Raw genomic sequence first — 17,051 nt, forward strand, 5'->3', positions numbered from 1 at the left:
AACATGTTAGGAGGTGGTTTACCCGCCGATAGGTTGCAATGAAGTTCCGGCAAAAACCATGTACATAAAAACCCGTTGCAGTAATGCGACGGGTTTTTTGCTGTTTGGGATATAGAAAACCTCGCGAGGTAAACTCGCTCCCACCACACATAAGCACAATGCACATGGTAAGAGGTGGTTTATCAGCCCTAAACCTTAATAATCTATTTCTTATTGCGTAGGGCCGTAGGTTATTTTTTGAGGCACAGACTTCGCTTCTTGTTTAATGCTGCACTAATTAATGCTATCAGCAGATACACTTAAAATATGTCGAATAAAGAAACATTTGCGATTTTTTTTGAGCTGTATATACTTACAGTAAATAAACCACTGTATGGAACACCAGTTAATGCGTCCTCTAACAAAACGACAAGAACAAATCTTTGAATTAATAAAAGTATTCATAAAAGATACTGGCATGCCTCCAACTCGTGCTGAAATAGCTGATGCTTTGGGTTTTAAGAGTGCAAATGCAGCGGAAGAGCATCTTAAGGCGCTTGCGAAAAAGGGAGTTATCGAAATGGTCCCAGGCGCAAGCCGAGGGATTCGACTTGTAGAGGATGAATCCGAACAACTTGGTTTACCTATTATTGGCCGTGTTGCTGCTGGTGAGCCTATTCTGGCAGAGCAACATGTAGAGAGCCACTGTAATGTAGATGCGAGTTTTTTTAAACCTAATGCTGATTACCTTTTAAGAGTTAATGGTATGAGCATGAAGGATATTGGCATTATGGATGGTGATCTACTAGCTGTTCACAGCACTCAGGTGGCTGAAAATGGCCAAGTGATAGTGGCTCGCGTAGAAGAGGACGTGACAGTTAAACGCTTTGAAAAGAAAGGGAAGAAAGTTTTATTGCATGCTGAGAATGAAGAATTTAAAGCGATTGAAGTGGATCTAGAGCATCAAAATTTCTCCATTGAAGGGTTAGCTGTCGGCGTTATCCGAAGTGCTGACTGGATGTAGTTTATGAGAGCGAGTGTAGCGTTAAATATAAAGTTGCGCTTGCTTTAACTATATTTTGTTTAAAAAGTGATAATTAACTTTTCTAACTATGTGAAAGTAGGATGATTATAGTGACTTTAATCATTTAGTAATATTTTTAGTTTTCTGATCTTTATACACTATTTTTCATCATTCTTTGTTTTACCCCCTATAGTCCCCAGTTTTGATTCTAAAGTCGGTCTTCTCGAAAATCTTGCAATTTGTTTGTTTTTTGACTAATTGGTTAATAGTCGTGCAGTAAGTCTATGTACAAATAGACAATATGACAGTCATCCAATAATAACAAAAGACAACCACGAGTTGTCTTGAAGGAGACGTCAAATGAAAATTTGTCGATTAGTTGTAGCATTCATCGCAGTGCTAATCGCCATGCCCTCACTTGCTAACAGCGCTTACAATATGAGGCAAGGTGTTACAGACATTAGTCATCAAGTGTATGAGCTTCACATGACCATATTTCTAATATGTTGTGTCATTGGGGTTATTGTATTCGGGATTATGTTTTGGGCGCTTATAAAACACAGAAAGTCAAAAGGCGTTGTTGCAGCGCAATTTCATGAAAGCACCAAAGTGGAAATACTTTGGACAGCAATTCCTTTCCTGATACTCATTGGTATGGCAATACCAGCCACAAAAACGCTTATTGCTATGGAAGACACGAGTAAAGCTGATCTGACCATTAAGGTCACAGGCTCTCAGTGGAAATGGCACTATGAGTATATGGGGCATGATGTTGAATTCTATTCTTTGCTCTCTACTCCGAAAGATGAAATTAGTGATCTCAAAGAAAAAAATGAAAATTACCTGCTTGAAGTTGATAAGCATTTAGTTATTCCCACCGATAGGAAAGTTCGCTTTTTGATGACCTCAGATGATGTCATCCATTCTTGGTGGGTGCCCGATTTTGCGGTGAAGAAGGATGCCAATCCAGGCTTTATAAATGAGGCATGGACAAAGGTAAACGATGAAGGAATTTACAGAGGCCAATGTGCTGAATTATGTGGCAAAGATCATGGCTTTATGCCTGTCGTTGTCGAGGCCGTAAGTCCCGATAAATTTGATAGTTGGCTCAACGATGCTAAAGCTGAAAAAGCAAAAGCAGAGGCTGAGTCACAAGCTGTTGCCCAACAAACCCTTTCGAAAGAAGAGTTAATGGAGGTTGGTGAACAAACTTACATGGCTTATTGCGCAGCTTGCCATCAACCAACCGGGCTTGGGCTACCAGGTGTCTTCCCTGCAATGAAAGGGAGTAAAGTCGTCACTGGAGATATTAAAGCTCATATAGATATTCTACTTTTAGGTCGCCCAGGAACTGCGATGCAATCTTTCGCAAAGCAATTAACAATCAAGCAGATAGCGGGGGTTATCACCTATAAAAGAAATAGTTGGGGTAATGACACCGGCGATGTTATTCAGCCAAGCCAAATACAGCGTGAGATAGATGCATTAGAGGAGGGTAAGTAATGAGTGCCATCGTAGAAGAACATTCACACCATACAGCTCCAAAAGGCTTAAAGCGCTGGCTGTTTACCACTAATCATAAAGACATTGGAACTCTGTATTTATTGTTCTCACTAACCATGTTTTTAATTGGTGGTGCTATGGCTATGGTGATCCGAGCCGAGCTTTTCCAACCAGGGTTACAGCTTGTAGAACCGCATTTTTTTAATCAAATGACGACAGTACATGGACTAATAATGGTATTTGGCGCAGTAATGCCCGCATTTACTGGTCTTGCCAACTGGATGATCCCAATGATGATTGGTGCTCCTGATATGGCGTTACCGAGAATGAATAACTGGAGTTTTTGGATACTACCCTTTGCATTTGCAATTTTACTGATGTCGTTATTTTTGGAAGGCGGCGGGCCTGCTTTCGGTTGGACTTTTTATGCGCCACTATCTACAACGTACAGCAATGACAATACTGCATTTTTTGTTTTTGCGATCCATATAATGGGCATTAGCTCTATTATGGGTGCTATCAACGTTATCGTGACCATCGTCAATCTTAGAGCTCCAGGTATGACATGGATGAAGTTGCCTTTATTTGTCTGGACTTGGCTGATAACTGCATTTCTTCTGATTGCTGTTATGCCCGTACTCGCTGGCGCTGTGACTATGGTATTGACTGATAAGTTCTTTGGAACGAGCTTTTTTGATGCAGCAGGTGGTGGTGATCCTGTTATGTTCCAGCATATATTCTGGTTCTTTGGTCATCCTGAAGTGTACATCATGATATTACCTGCCTTCGGCATAATCTCTACGATAGTACCGACATTTTCAAGAAAGAAACTGTTTGGCTATGCATCAATGGTTTATGCAACCGCTTCAATTGCTCTGTTGTCGTTCGTCGTTTGGGCTCATCATATGTTTACTACGGGCATGCCTTTAGCTGGTGAGTTGTTTTTTATGTATGCAACTATGCTCATATCAGTGCCTACTGGCGTTAAGGTTTTTAATTGGGTAGCTACAATGTGGCGAGGTGCCATTAGTTTTGAGGTGCCCATGCTTTTTGCCATTGCGTTTATCGTACTTTTCACAATTGGCGGATTTTCCGGTTTGATGTTAGCAATTACGCCTGCAGATTTCCAATATCACGATACCTACTTCGTTGTCGCGCATTTCCATTACGTGTTAGTTACGGGAGCTATATTCTCAATAATGGCCGCCGCATATTATTGGTTACCAAAGTGGACAGGGTACATGTTTGATATCAAATTGGCTAAATTTCACTTTTGGCTCTCCTTGGTTAGTGTGAACGTACTGTTCTTCCCAATGCACTTTGTTGGTCTTGCTGGCATGCCAAGGCGGATCCCTGATTATGCTCTACAGTTCGCTGATTTCAACGCGATCATTAGTATCGGAGGGTTTGCATTCGGTCTTTCTCAACTGTTGTTTGTTGCAGTGGTTTATAAATGTATAAAAGGTGGAGAGCAGGCCTCTGGGAAAGTATGGGATGGGGCAGAGGGATTAGAGTGGCAAGTACCATCTCCGGCTCCTTATCATACCTTTTCAACGCCACCGGAGATTAAGTAATGCAACATGGACGCCTGCTTAAGAAGCTTATTTTGTTGACGCTAGGTATGTTTGCTTTTGCCTTTGCACTGGTTCCTCTATATGACGTTTTTTGTGATGTCACAGGCCTAAATGGTAAGCCATCCATGGAAATCGCAAAGCAGAGCGAGTCAATTGCGCAAAGTCGACAAGTAGATGTGAGCTTCACAACGCACAGTCAAAGCCAGGCGCCATTTAAGGTCGATGCAGTCGAGCACTCGGTTAGAGTTCAACCCGGTAAGCTAACCGATGTCAAATTCATTGCAAAAAACTTGAGTGATAGTGAGCGTGTGTTGCAAGCGATCCCTTCAGTGTCTCCAGGGAAAGCGGCAAAGTATTTACACAAAATGGCCTGCTTTTGTTTTGATCAGCAACCAATGAAAGGCAAAGAAGAAGTTGAGTTTGTCTTGAGGTTCTATGTAGATACGGAGCTCCCAAGTGATGTTGAGGAACTCACGCTTTCATATACGTTGTTTGATATTACAGAGCGAGTTAGCAAACAAAACAGTGATGGACTGAATATGCTAGCCGCTCGAGAGGAGTTCAAATATGAACCATGAACAAGAAAAATATTATGTGCCTGAGCAAAGTCCATGGCCAATCGTCGGGGCTTTTGCACTTTTCTTTATCGCTGTTGGCGCTGGCTTAACGATTATTCAACTTAAATCAACCAGTAATAGTGGAGTAATGCTACTGCTCGTGGGTATTGCTGTGCTGATCTATATGATTTTTGGTTGGTTCAGGAATGTGATCCAAGAATCTCAAACTGGATTATATTCTGCCCAAATGGATCGTTCGTTCAAGCAAGGAATGGGATGGTTTATCTTTTCCGAAATTATGTTTTTTGCTGCTTTTTTTGGTGCACTTTTTTATGCACGAATGATAGCTGTGCCGTGGTTAGGCGGTGCAAGTAATAACGCCAGCACCAACGAGGTTTTATGGCCTCAATTTGAAGCTGTATGGCCATTGCTCACAACTCCAGATGGAACTGTCACTCAAGCTATGGGTTGGCAGGGACTTCCGCTGATCAATACGATTATTCTATTAGCATCATCAGTAACGCTTAGCTTTGCTCACGTAGCTTTAGAAAAAGAGCAAAGGGCGAAAGTGAAGGCATTCTTAGGATTAACAGTACTACTTGGCGTCGCATTCTTAACCTTGCAAGTGGAAGAGTATATTCACGCTTATCAAGATCTGGGGCTAACTCTCCAGTCGGGGGTTTACGGTAATACATTCTTTTTACTGACAGGATTTCATGGCTTCCATGTCACACTTGGTGCGGTTATTCTTTTCGTTATATGGATCAGGGTGTTGAAGGGTCACTTTACCGCTAAGAATCACTTTGCTTTTCAAGCTGGGGCTTGGTATTGGCATTTTGTTGATGTTGTTTGGTTGTGCCTGTTTGTATTTGTTTATGTGTTGTAACAACGGGTGAAGAGTGTAGTTTTATAAAGCCAAATTGAGCAGCAAGACAGATTAGAAGTACGACAGCTATTGATGCATAAACTCTTTGTTGCAATAGCCTCGCCATCGACTCTTGTTGCTCTGACTTGAGCATGACTAGCATAGCTCTAAATAGATTTAGAAAAACGAGTAGTAGCAGTACAACAATAATAATTTTAATCATAAGGGGTGTCCGATGGATTTAGGTGCACTTTTTAAAGGTAGATCAAAACCCCCCATATTGGCAGCATTAATCGTTGTTCTTTTATGTGGCTCGCTCTCTTATTGGCAGTGGCAAAGAGCGCAGCAAAAACATGTGTTGCAGCATAAAGTTGAGATTGAAAAATCGCTAGGCTTAGCTAATGAGCAGCCAGTAACATCCCAGCCGCTCACGCAATATGTTAATGCTGAAGTGTCGATTACAGGGAATTTTGTAGGCGATGCGGTTTGGTATCTAGATAATCAAGTTGTGAAAGGCCGAGTCGGTTTTGATGTAATTGGTATTATAAAAATTTCCGAAACTGATGAGTATCTAGCTGTTAATTTAGGTTTTGTGCCACAGCAGGCTAGTCGCGTGCCTACCGTTTTTTCTCTTCCAAGTGACACCGTTTCTCTACCTGTCTATATCAAATCTAGTGCTAGTAAGCGGTTCACCTTAGCTAAGTCTGCGGCTGAGGAGGCAACAAAACAATCTGTGATTCAGTATATTGATGTTGATTACTTATCTGCGGAGTCAGGTAAACCTCTTTTACCTCTAATTGCCTACATGACTAAAAACAGATTTGCAGGGACTGAGCCCCATTATCAACCGGTCGTAATGTCACCGCAAAAACATGAAGCTTATGCTTTACAGTGGTTGCTTATTGCCTTGGCCGCGGTAGTAATTGGCTGGAAACTTTCAAAAAAGGAGAATAAAGATGTCTAAAAGCGCGGCATGGTTTATAGGGCTGTTTATATTCCCCTTACTATTGGCATTTGTTGCCTTGAAGGTCGGCTGGATACCACATAGCACGACTAATCACGGTGAATTTTTAAGTCAGGAGGTTCGCCAATCAGAGCTGGTTTTAGATACTGAGTGGAGTATCGTTTATCAGCGACCAAAGCAGTGTAATAAGCAATGTTCTTTACTACTAGATAGCTTACCTAATTTGTATTTAGCGCTGGGGAAAAACCAGCAGAAAGTATCGCTCGTGGTATTACAAGAGCGAAATGAAAAAGGTATTGAGTACGCTACTTCTTTGCCGATATACCTCAACCAGTTAGATGACAACTATCTCTACCTGGTTGATAAAAAGGGGTTATTTGTACTTAAGTATGCACCAGTAGCAAGCTTAGAAGAAATGCGAAATGTACAAAAAGGGCTACTGAGTGATCTGAAGAAATTATTGAACTACTCTCGTTCAAGTTAGGAGGTAAATATGTCCAAGGTAAGAATAAAAATCGCAATATTTGCCTGTTTCGTCGCAATAACGGTAGTGACACTTGGCGCCTTCACACGTTTAAGTGATGCGGGACTTGGATGTCCAGATTGGCCTGGGTGTTACGGCTTTTTAACAGTACCAAATGAGACTCATGAACTATCTGCGGCTAAAGACAGTTTTCCACATTTAGAAATAGAAGCAGAAAAAGCATGGATTGAAATGATCCATCGCTATTTTGCCAGTTTCCTCGGGTTACTTATTTTGGCACTTGCATGCATAAGGCTGTTCAAGAAGCAAAAAACAAAAAGCCCTAATCGTCACTACTACTTACTGCTATTGCTTGTGTTATTTCAAGGGGCACTTGGGATGTGGACCGTGACGATGAATTTACAGCCAGTCATTGTGATGGGTCATTTACTAGGTGGGTTTAGTATTCTTGCATTGCTGGTGTTATTGGTTTTAAGGCTGAAATACACCACTATTACTGCTAGTGTAACTAGCCTTACCTGTCGTTTATGTTATGTGGCTCTTGGTGTGTTGATTATACAAATTGCGCTAGGTGGATGGCTTGCAGCCAATTATGCTGCTCCACATTGTACAGGGTTGCCGCTATGTGACAATCTTCAACTTTTCTCTTGGCAGAGTTTATTCACACTTCCTGAAGCTTCAGCGACTTATGAGTTTGGTGTTTTGCCATTCGAATCTAGAGTATCTATTCACTTTATCCATCGGATATGGGCAGTTATTACCGTTTTAACGCTACTTGCTGCATGTTGGCCACTCCTTAGAGCTGGTCAAAACCGCTTACTCCGACGCTCAGCACTTGTTGTGTTAACTTTGGTTGCGATACAGGTTTTGGTGGGGGGGGCAATCGTACACTTCCAATTTCCTCTGCTGTTAACCTTATTCCATAACTTCATGGCAGCAATGGTGTTATTAGCAATGGTGAAATTGTGTTTCTTTATCAGCCTGACGCAAAAAGTAGGAGTAAAATATGCTTCAATTAACTAGTTTTTCAGAGCTTCAAAAAGCAACTACTTTATTCAAAGCCTACTTTGGCATGTGTAAGTTCAAAGTGGTATGTATGTTGGTTATTACTGCTTGGGTCGGGATGATGTTAGCACCACAAAGTGATAAAACATTATTGGCACAATTAATGAGTTTGTTTGGCATTGGTTTACTTTCAAGTAGTGCAGCAGCTGTAAATCATATCGTGGATAGAGAAATAGATAAAAAGATGGCGCGAACACGAAACCGACCGTTAGCGACAGACTCTGTTTCTGTATCATCAGCGTTAATCTTTGCGACGGGCCTCGCTATTTCTGGGTATGCTCTATTAACTATTTTCGCCAATCAGTTATGTGCGCTACTTACCTTAGCCGCGCTATTCGGTTATGCCGTGGTTTATACGTTATTGTTAAAGCGCGCAACACCTCAAAACATAGTAATTGGGGGGTTAGCAGGAGCGATGCCACCCTTGCTAGGTTGGGTCAGTGAGACTGGTCAGCTTGGTGCAGAACCTTGGTTGTTAGTAATGATCATTTTTGCTTGGACACCTCCCCACTTTTGGGCATTAGCTATTGCTCGTAAACGAGACTACGAAAAAGCCGAAGTCCCCATGTTACCAGTAACGCATGGAAACGAATTTACAAAACTCTGTGTGCTATTTTATACCATCATTTTAACTTTAGTCTGTTTGCTACCTTACCTAGTGGGAATGTCTGGTTGGATCTACTTGTTGGTCTCTGGCATGGCAAATGTCGCTTTTATTTACAAAGCCACCAAGCTTATGAGAACAAATAGTTTAGAGTATGCTATGAGGGTATTTTATTTCTCTATCTGGCATCTTTTGATAGTGTTCATTGCACTCTTTGTGGATAAAGCATTTATATGAAAAAATTTATCTTAATTATCTCTATGTTAATTCTGTTTGGTTGTGGGCCTGCACCAGATGTCTCTGAAAAAGTGGTTTGGTATCCAAAGCCTAAGGACGTGAATGCGTTTGAATTAAGGGATCAATACGGTGAGGTTGTCTCAAACCAAGACTTTACCGGTAAATGGAATTTGCTGTTTTTGGGTTACACCAGCTGTCCCGACGTGTGTCCAATGACGTTGTTGAAATTAACTCACGTATATCAATCCGTAAAAAGCAAAGGTGACTTACAAGTATGGTTTGTATCGGTCGATCCTAACCGAGATACTGAAGAGAAGCGTTTGGCCTACATCAAGCACTTTGATCCTGATTTTAAAGCGGTATCTGCCGAGCATTCGGCTTTATTTCCTTTTGTGAGAGATCTCGGTTTAATCTACGCAATAAATCAGGAACAGACAGAAGAGTATTATGTTGATCATAGTGCGTCTGTAGCATTAATTAACCCAAAAGGTCAGCTTGAGGCTATTTTCAAACCTACACATACAGCTGGAGCTGTCCCTACAATCGATGACAAACTACTTCTCGCTGACCTAGAGGAGATCATCAATTAGTCTTATATCGACACTGGTCGACCCCAGTGTCGTTGTACTATCTTACCTCTAACGCTTTAATTATTTGCGGATTTTTAATCAATCTTTGTGGCATTTTTACCATCACGGTCTAAGCTAATTTTATTACTCATTTTTACAAGGATAGTCTTCAGCTCATGTTGAAACTTCCACCTGAAATGGCGATTAACCATGTGGAAAGCCTGTACCATCAGATTTTCCAGGACTCTATGGAAACATCAGACATCACGATTGATATTAGTGAAGTGCAAAGAGCCGACACAGCATCTATACAACTGCTCTGTGCCGTGCAAAAACACTTGCTCTCGTTAGAACATAAAATTGTATGGCATGGTGAAAGTGACGCTTTAGCGCAGGCGGTAAATGAGTTGGGATTAACCCATTATTTATTCCATAGTATTGAAAATTAAGAGGTGAATATGAAAAAGATTTTAGCTGTGGATGATTCGGCGTCAATGCGCCAAATGGTTGGCTTTACTTTGAAAAAAGCAGGTTTTGATGTCACGGAAGCCAAAGATGGCAGTGAAGCACTATCTATTGCCAAGCAACAAGGGTTCGATGCCGTGATCTCTGATGTAAACATGCCTGTAATGGATGGGATCACACTTATTAAGGAGCTGCGTAGCCTACCCAACTATAAGTTCACCCCTTTACTAATGCTGACCACCGAGTCTGGATTGGATAAAAAAACAGAAGGTAAAGCGGCGGGAGCAACTGGTTGGATAGTGAAACCATTCAACCCTGAACAATTGCTAGCGGTATTGAAAAAAGTCATAAGATAGATACAGAGAGGCGTCGATATGAGTATTGATTTAAGCCAATTTTTTGATGTCTTTTTTGAAGAGAGCTTTGAAGGTCTAGACATAATGGAAGCTGAGCTGCTGAATTTACAGCCAGGCCATGAAGACTCAGAAACGATCAATACTATATTTCGCGCAGCACACAGCATCAAAGGTGGCAGTGGAACATTTGGTTTTACTTCTGTCGCTAACTTCACGCATGTGTTGGAAACCTTACTCGATCAGATCAGGGATGGGCGTCGACAGTTGACCGCTGAACATGTCAATTTGCTGCTCCAATCTGTTGATTGTTTAAGGGCCTTACTAACCGCATTACAAGCCGAAGAAGAGCCAGATCTTTCCAATGCGAATGAGTTGAAAGTTAAATTTGAAGAGATTTTAGGTGGTAAAGAGAGTGTTAGCTCAGATACTGCCGATAGCATACCTCAAGGGCAAGAATCTCAAACCTATCAAATAGACTTTAAACCGCTCCCCCACTTGTTTAAAACCGGTAACGAACCGCTCTATATGTTAAGCGAGCTATCGGAATTGGGGGATTTAGAAACTCATGCGTTTTGTGATGCAATACCTGAAATTGATGACTTCAATCCAGAGGATTGCTACCTCAGTTGGCGGTTATACTTAACAACCAGTCATCCAGAGTCGGCGATTAAAGAAGTATTTGAGTGGGTTGAGGATGATGCTGAAATTTCTATTACCTTATGTGGTGGTTTATTTGAAGATGATGTGAGTGTCTCCACAACGCCAGAACCAGAGAGTGAGAAGAAAGAAACGTCGAGCAACGACACTCAAAATATTGATGTACCAAAAACACCCTCAGCGACAGCGACAAAGGCTAAGCCTGAGGCTAGCAAGAAATCAGCAGAGTCGACTTCGATCCGTGTTGGGATTGATAAAGTAGATTCGCTTATCAATATGGTAGGGGAGTTGGTTATTACCCAAGCTATGTTGACTCAATTAGGCGAGCAAGAACCGACCGAAAATACACTTGCTGCGATGCAAGAAGGCCTCGCTCAATTAGCCCATAATACGCGAGATTTGCAAGAAAATGTAATGCGAATCAGGATGTTACCTATTAGTTTTGTCTTCAGCCGATTTCCTCGCTTAGTAAGAGATACGTCACAGAAGTTGAATAAACAGGTTGAACTAAAGCTGCTAGGAGAGCAAACAGAATTAGATAAAACCGTGATGGAAAAGATTTCCGATCCTATGGTTCATTTAGTAAGAAACTCTTTGGATCACGGCTTAGAAACACCGGAAGACAGAATTAAAGCCGGAAAAGATCCCGTGGGTACGGTGACACTGAATGCTTTCCACCAAGGTGGAAATATTGTGATTGAAATCATGGATGATGGCAGAGGCTTGAATACCGAAAAAATAAAAAGTAAAGCGATTGCCAATGGCCTTATTCAAGCAACTGATGAGCTGACTATTGAAGAGGTTAATGAACTTATTTTTAGGCCTGGGTTTTCAACAGCCGATGAAGTGAGTGATATCTCTGGTCGCGGCGTGGGTATGGATGTTGTTCGACGAAATATTCAAGCATTAAACGGCAGCGTTGAAGTGACTTCTGCAAAAGGGGTTGGCTCAACGTTTACAATTAGGTTGCCATTAACGCTGGCCATTCTTGATGGTCAACTGGTTAAAGTTGCAAAGCATACCTACATCATTCCACTTATTTCTATTGTTGAGTCTTTACAAATAGATATTAAAAAAGTGAGCAAAGTAGGTAATGGCTTAGAGGTGCTTCGGTTACGAGATGAATACATACCAATACTAAGGCTATATCAACTATTTAACCATGGTGGTGCAATAGAAGAGTTGGATAAAACACTGTTAGTAGTTGTAGAGAGTGATAATCACAAAGTGGGATTGTTGGTGGATGATTTACTGGCGCAACAACAGGTCGTTATTAAAAGTCTCGAAGCGAATTATCAGAAAGTAAATGGGATCTCAGGGGCGACAATTTTAGGTGATGGCAGAGTCTCTTTAATTGTCGATATTAGTGGTCTTATCAAACTGAGTGGCTTAAAGCGTCCAGGAACTCAAGAGTTATTAGTAGAACAAGAGTTAGATGAGGTGGTGTCATGATCACTGAAAAAGCCTCGATTAATGAACAAGTCATGCTTGCAGACAGAGATGACGATACACAATTTCTCACCTTTATGATGGCGGGCGAAGAGTATGGCATGGATATTCTGGCCGTACAGGAAATAAGAGGGTGGGAAGAAGTCACTGCAATTCCAAATGCTCCTATGTATGTAAACGGTGCGATTAATTTACGTGGCACGATAGTGCCAATCATAGATTTAAGGGTTCGATTCGGCTTACCACAAATCGAATATGGAGCGCTAACCGTGGTTATCGTTGTCTCCGTTGTAATAAAAGAGGCAACAAAAATTATGGGGTTAGTTGTTGATGCGGTGTCTGACGTATACAGCATCAACGAAGAAACAGCGAAGGATGTTCCAGATTTTCAAGACTCGGAAAATAGTCAATTTGTACAAGGACTTGTAAATGTTGGTGAAAAAATGGTCGTACTTTTAAATTTGAAGAAGATATTAGATCTTGAAGTAAAGCAGAATGAGCAATTGGTTGTCGGGGGATAACATGAGCGATCAAGCATTAGCAAGTCAACTCAACAATAGAGTTCTGATTGCGGGTGCCATAATATTTGTGGGCTTGGCAATTAGTGTTCAAATGTTGAATATTAATATGTCTACACAAGCCTATGTGGCGATGGTTATAGCAGCTGTCAGTGTGGTGCTGGCAATTTTACTACTTAAGCAAAGCGCAAACATTCTGCTTTCTAAGTTACAGGATGTTGAGGAAATTGTTCCCGCGATAGAGAGTAAAGATGTTAGCTTACTCAATGCGAGTAATGCATCACGCCAATCATCTTTATACAAAGCGGTTGCTAATTTATTAAATGGTGACGCAGTAGATGGTCAAGACCATAGCCATAGTTTGTTGCTAGCTTTAAAGGTCTGTCAGGCCAATGTTATGCTTGCAGATGCCTCTCTCAACATTGTGTATTTGAACGATTCAGTAACCAGTATGCTGCGTAAAAATCAGGCTAAGTTACAGCAAGAGTTACCTGGTTTTAATGTTGATAGCTTGATTGGTGCCAACATTGATACGTTCCATAAAAACCCTAGCCATCAGAGAGGCATACTCGCTAATTTGACCCGTCCATATGTCACACAAATCAAAGTGGCAGGTTTGACCTTTGATCTTATTGCCACGCCTGTTTTCGATGATGAAGGACAAAGGATCGCGACTTTAGTTGAGTGGAAAGACCTTACAAGAGAATTAGCGTTAGAGAAAAAGCAGGCGGATTTGGCGAGCCACAATGCTCGTATATCGAGCGCGCTGGACGTTTGTCAGGCAAACGTAATGCTAGCGGACGAAGGGTTGAATATTATTTATGTTAATGATTCGGTTGTGCGAATGCTGAGAGACAATCAAACGCAGCTTAGAAAATCATTACCGAACTTTGATGTGGATACACTTGTAGGGCAATGTATTGATGTATTTCATGCAAACCCCAGCCATCAAAGAAACCTGCTTGAGAAACTGAGCGATGTATACAGCACAGATATCAAAGTCGCTGGCTTCACCTTTGGTTTAATTGCGACCCCTGTGTTTGATGATGAGAAAAAGCGGATTGGTACTGTCGTTGAGTGGGACGACAAAACAGAGCGTTTAGTTCGTGAAGAGGAAGAAAAAACTGCCGCAGCTGAAAACTTGCGCGTCCGAAGAGCATTAGACAACGTTTCAACGAATACGATGATAGCAAATGAGCAGTTTGAGATCGTTTACTTGAATCGTGCAGTGAAAGATATGATGAGAAATGCTGAGAGTGATTTAAGGCGTGACCTGCCTAATTTTGATAGTAACCATCTTTTGGGGGCGAATATTGATGTATTCCACCGTAACCCAAGTCACCAACGCAGTATGCTCTCTCGGCTTGAAACCGAGTATAAAACGGAAATTGTTGTCGGCGGAAGAACCTTTGGCCTAGTCGCGAATCCGATATTTGATGGTAATAACGAACGCGTGGGCACCGTTGTCGAATGGGAAGATAGAACCAAAGAAGTCACGATCGAGAAAGAGGTGAATGGCCTAGTTCAGTCGGCTAATGCCGGTAATCTTAGTGTTCGTTTATCAGAAGATGGGAAAGATGGCTTCTACTTACGACTAACCAAAGGGTTAAATAGTTTAGTGTCTACAGTTGATGAAACGGTTACAGATATGGGGGACATGTTAGACGCCTTAGCAACTGGTAATTTAACCAGACGTATTGAAGGCGATTATCGTGGGGCTTATGAAAAGCTGAAAAAAGACGCAAATACTACAGCTGAGAAGTTAACTGAGGTGTTAGGTCGGATCCGTACTTCTGCAAATTTAGTTGCCAGTGGTGCTGATGAAATTTCCCAGGGTAACGCGGATTTGAGTCAGCGAACCGAAGAGCAAGCCTCCTCACTAGAAGAAACTGCTTCTAGCATGGAAGAAATGACGAGCACAGTTAGACAAAATGCAGATAACGCGAAAGTAGCTAATGAGTTGGCCGAAGATACTTGTGACAAGGCGACCAAAGGCGGCGAAGTAGTCACACGCGCAGTTGAAAGCATGTCTGAAATTAATGATTCAAGTAAGAAAATTGCTGACATTATAGGTGTTATTGATGAAATCGCTTTCCAGACAAACCTTTTGGCATTAAACGCAGCCGTTGAAGCTGCTCGGGCCGGAGAGCAAGGTCGAGGCTTTGCTGTGGTTGCTGGTGAAGTGCGCAATCTCGCTCAGCGTTCTGCAGCAGCAGCGAAAGAGATTAAAGATCTAATCAGAGATAGTGTAAGTAAAGTCGAAGATGGCACGTTACTGGTTAATGAATCTGGTGAAACACTAAAAGAAATAGTTGAGTCAGTTAAGCGAGTAACGAACATGATTTCCGACATTGCCGAAGCTTCTATTGAGCAGAGTTCAGGTATTGAGCAGGTTAATAAAGCAGTGTCACAAATGGATGAAATGACGCAGCAAAATGCTGCCTTAGTTGAAGAAGCATCGGCCGCTGGGGAGTCGATGGCTGAGCAAGCAAATGATATGAGAAGATTATTAAACTTCTTCACACTTGATGAATCTTCACATCGTAGTTTAGAAATATCTGAGTCACCGAAGAACTATAAGGCGCCAGAAAAACAATTACCAAAACGGACAATGAACTCCAATAAGCCTCCCCAGCAAAACACGAGAAGTAATCAGTTTGCAGATGACTCGGAAGAGTGGGAAGAGTTTTAGGGTTAGGTAATAGATCAATTCCTTAGTGGGGGTTGGCTGAAGGAATACGACGATGCGAGAGTTTCTGTTGACCGATAAGGATTTTTCCGAAATTTCGGCTCGGGTCTATGACACATGCGGCATAGTACTCGGGCCGCATAAAAGGGAAATGGTTTATTCCAGGTTGGCAAGACGCATAAGAGCCAACGGGCTAAATTCATTTGAGGCGTATTTATCTTTTTTGGAAGAAAATCAAGATGTTGAGTTTAGTCATTTTATTAATGCAATAACAACTAACTTAACTTCTTTCTTTCGAGAAAATCATCACTTCGAGTTCTTAACGAAAAGAATAGTTCCTGAAATTATTGCCCGACATAAACACGACAGAAGAGTTCGGATCTGGTCTGCTGGATGCTCTACAGGTGAAGAGCCTTATAGCATCGCGATGACCATTGCGAATGCTTTTCCAAGTGGTTGGGACGTCAAAGTGCTAGCAACAGATCTAGATTCCAACGTCTTGGGCAAAGCGAGTCTCGGAGAATATACGGCAAATAACGTCACGGGTTTAGATGAAGATAAGCTCAAAAAATGGTTTCTTAGAAGTGCAGATGGAGCAATGTATAAAGTGAAGCCTAAATTGCAATCTTTCATCCATTTTAAACGACTTAATCTTCTAGAACCATGGCCAATGAAAGGACCCTTTGATGTTATTTTCTGTCGTAATGTTTTGATTTATTTTGATAAAGAAACCAAAGATAAACTCTTTGAGCAATATCATGACATGTTAGTTCCCAATGGTTACTTACTTATCGGGCACTCCGAAACGATGGGAAAAGAGCACCTAGAATTTAAAAATCTAGGTAAAACCATTTATCAAAAAGGCCAGTTGAATGAGAGAGTTTAGACCCGTTCTCAGAGGCTTCGAGCATGTAAAACGCTTTTGGGATTCAGGGCGTGCCAAAGTCGTCGCAAAAGTACTTCCGGGGGAATTTTATGTATCCAAGCAGGACGAATTGATTTCGACTGTACTAGGTTCCTGTATTGCCGCCTGTGTATATGACGAGAAGCTGGGGATTGGTGGCATGAATCACTTTATGTTACCCGGAGCGAAGGCACTAAAAGAAGTACATGCGGATGACCTAAATTGTCGTTATGGTAACTGGGCGATGGAGTATCTGATAAATGAAGTACTCAAAAATGGGGCGTCTAGAAGCAATTTAAAAATCAAACTTTTTGGCGGTGGAAAAATTATTAGCGCAATGACTGATATTGGGGAAGGGAACATCAGGTTTGCTCAAGCCTATGTGGAAGAGGAAAGTTTGAATTTAATTTCACAAGATGTAGGCGGCCCCTGGCCAAGAAAAGTTATCTTTCATCCTCAAAGTGGCAAAGCGCAAGTGAAAAAGTTACGAACCATGCACAATAACACAATTGAACAACGTGAAGTGCGTTACTTACATGACATTGAGGCTCAAGACAATAAAACGGATATTGAGCTATTTTAGGTGTG

The 17,051-nt window shown here is 41.6% G+C and carries 18 protein-coding genes; 17 read left to right on the forward strand and 1 reads right to left on the reverse strand.

The features are described from left to right. Positions 1-388: 388 nt before the first annotated feature. The 5 genes from lexA (at position 389) to EXT47_RS01430 (ending at position 5,523) form a co-directional block, all read left to right on the forward strand. Positions 389-1,003 (forward strand): transcriptional repressor LexA, encoded by a 615-nt coding sequence (gene lexA, locus EXT47_RS01410; protein ID WP_039490834.1) that lies wholly within the window; start codon positions 389-391, stop codon positions 1,001-1,003. A gap of 360 nt (positions 1,004-1,363) precedes the next feature. Continuing rightward, positions 1,364-2,506, forward strand: a complete 1,143-nt coding sequence (gene coxB / locus EXT47_RS01415; RefSeq protein WP_130125760.1) for a cytochrome c oxidase subunit II — start codon at positions 1,364-1,366, stop codon at positions 2,504-2,506. Further along, positions 2,506-4,080, forward strand: coding sequence for a cytochrome c oxidase subunit I (gene ctaD, locus EXT47_RS01420; protein WP_130125761.1), 1,575 nt, complete (start codon positions 2,506-2,508; stop codon positions 4,078-4,080). The genes coxB and ctaD overlap by 1 nt, the downstream gene beginning before the upstream one ends. Beyond that, the gene (locus tag EXT47_RS01425) at positions 4,080-4,658 is read left to right on the forward strand and encodes a cytochrome c oxidase assembly protein (RefSeq protein ID WP_039490841.1); all 579 of its coding nucleotides are present in this window, start codon (positions 4,080-4,082) and stop codon (positions 4,656-4,658) included. The genes ctaD and EXT47_RS01425 overlap by 1 nt, the downstream gene beginning before the upstream one ends. Beyond that, positions 4,648-5,523 (forward strand): cytochrome c oxidase subunit 3, encoded by an 876-nt coding sequence (locus tag EXT47_RS01430; RefSeq protein WP_130125762.1) that lies wholly within the window; start codon positions 4,648-4,650, stop codon positions 5,521-5,523. The genes EXT47_RS01425 and EXT47_RS01430 overlap by 11 nt, the downstream gene beginning before the upstream one ends. Here the strand turns inward: EXT47_RS01430 and EXT47_RS24280 are convergent. Continuing rightward, entirely contained in the window at positions 5,429-5,725 is a 297-nt protein-coding gene (locus EXT47_RS24280) for a DUF2909 family protein (RefSeq protein ID WP_081629166.1), read from the reverse strand. The two genes, EXT47_RS01430 and EXT47_RS24280, sit on opposite strands and share 95 nt — an antisense overlap. 12 nt (positions 5,726-5,737) lie before the next feature. Here EXT47_RS24280 and EXT47_RS01440 point away from each other — a divergent pair, with 12 nt between their 5' ends. The 12 genes from EXT47_RS01440 to cheD all read left to right on the forward strand — a co-directional run bounded on the left by EXT47_RS01440 (position 5,738) and on the right by cheD (position 17,046). Then, a complete protein-coding gene (locus EXT47_RS01440) occupies positions 5,738-6,466 on the forward strand; it encodes an SURF1 family protein (protein WP_039490846.1) in 729 nt (242 codons plus the stop codon). Next, the gene (locus tag EXT47_RS01445; protein ID WP_039490848.1) at positions 6,459-6,950 is read left to right on the forward strand and encodes a hypothetical protein; all 492 of its coding nucleotides are present in this window, start codon (positions 6,459-6,461) and stop codon (positions 6,948-6,950) included. The genes EXT47_RS01440 and EXT47_RS01445 overlap by 8 nt, the downstream gene beginning before the upstream one ends. Positions 6,951-6,959: 9 nt before the next feature. Further along, positions 6,960-7,973: a heme A synthase gene (locus EXT47_RS01450; protein WP_130125763.1), complete on the forward strand. Its 1,014-nt coding sequence runs from the start codon at positions 6,960-6,962 to the stop codon at positions 7,971-7,973. Next, the gene (gene cyoE / locus EXT47_RS01455) at positions 7,957-8,856 is read left to right on the forward strand and encodes a heme o synthase (protein WP_039490852.1); all 900 of its coding nucleotides are present in this window, start codon (positions 7,957-7,959) and stop codon (positions 8,854-8,856) included. Before EXT47_RS01450 ends, cyoE begins: the two co-directional genes overlap by 17 nt. Next, positions 8,853-9,446, forward strand: a complete 594-nt coding sequence (locus tag EXT47_RS01460) for an SCO family protein (protein WP_039490854.1) — start codon at positions 8,853-8,855, stop codon at positions 9,444-9,446. Before cyoE ends, EXT47_RS01460 begins: the two co-directional genes overlap by 4 nt. A 155-nt stretch (positions 9,447-9,601) precedes the next feature. Then, positions 9,602-9,874 (forward strand): STAS domain-containing protein, encoded by a 273-nt coding sequence (locus EXT47_RS01465; RefSeq protein ID WP_010604348.1) that lies wholly within the window; start codon positions 9,602-9,604, stop codon positions 9,872-9,874. Between the two features lie 9 nt (positions 9,875-9,883). Further along, a complete protein-coding gene (locus EXT47_RS01470; RefSeq protein WP_010378447.1) occupies positions 9,884-10,246 on the forward strand; it encodes a response regulator in 363 nt (120 codons plus the stop codon). An 18-nt stretch (positions 10,247-10,264) separates the two neighbouring features. Continuing rightward, on the forward strand, positions 10,265-12,355 hold the full coding sequence (locus EXT47_RS01475; protein WP_039490860.1) for a chemotaxis protein CheA: 2,091 nt from the start codon (positions 10,265-10,267) through the stop codon (positions 12,353-12,355). Continuing rightward, positions 12,352-12,873: a chemotaxis protein CheW gene (locus tag EXT47_RS01480; protein ID WP_039490862.1), complete on the forward strand. Its 522-nt coding sequence runs from the start codon at positions 12,352-12,354 to the stop codon at positions 12,871-12,873. Before EXT47_RS01475 ends, EXT47_RS01480 begins: the two co-directional genes overlap by 4 nt. A 1-nt stretch (position 12,874) precedes the next feature. Further along, positions 12,875-15,562, forward strand: a complete 2,688-nt coding sequence (locus EXT47_RS01485) for a methyl-accepting chemotaxis protein (protein ID WP_039490864.1) — start codon at positions 12,875-12,877, stop codon at positions 15,560-15,562. 52 nt (positions 15,563-15,614) lie between these two features. Then, the gene (locus tag EXT47_RS01490) at positions 15,615-16,445 is read left to right on the forward strand and encodes a protein-glutamate O-methyltransferase CheR (protein ID WP_039490866.1); all 831 of its coding nucleotides are present in this window, start codon (positions 15,615-15,617) and stop codon (positions 16,443-16,445) included. After that, positions 16,432-17,046: a chemoreceptor glutamine deamidase CheD gene (gene cheD, locus EXT47_RS01495; RefSeq protein WP_039490868.1), complete on the forward strand. Its 615-nt coding sequence runs from the start codon at positions 16,432-16,434 to the stop codon at positions 17,044-17,046. Before EXT47_RS01490 ends, cheD begins: the two co-directional genes overlap by 14 nt. Positions 17,047-17,051: the final 5 nt, after the last annotated feature.

The sequence above is a fragment of the Pseudoalteromonas sp. CO342X genome (assembly GCF_004208915.1).
Lineage (GTDB): Bacteria > Pseudomonadota > Gammaproteobacteria > Enterobacterales > Alteromonadaceae > Pseudoalteromonas > Pseudoalteromonas maricaloris.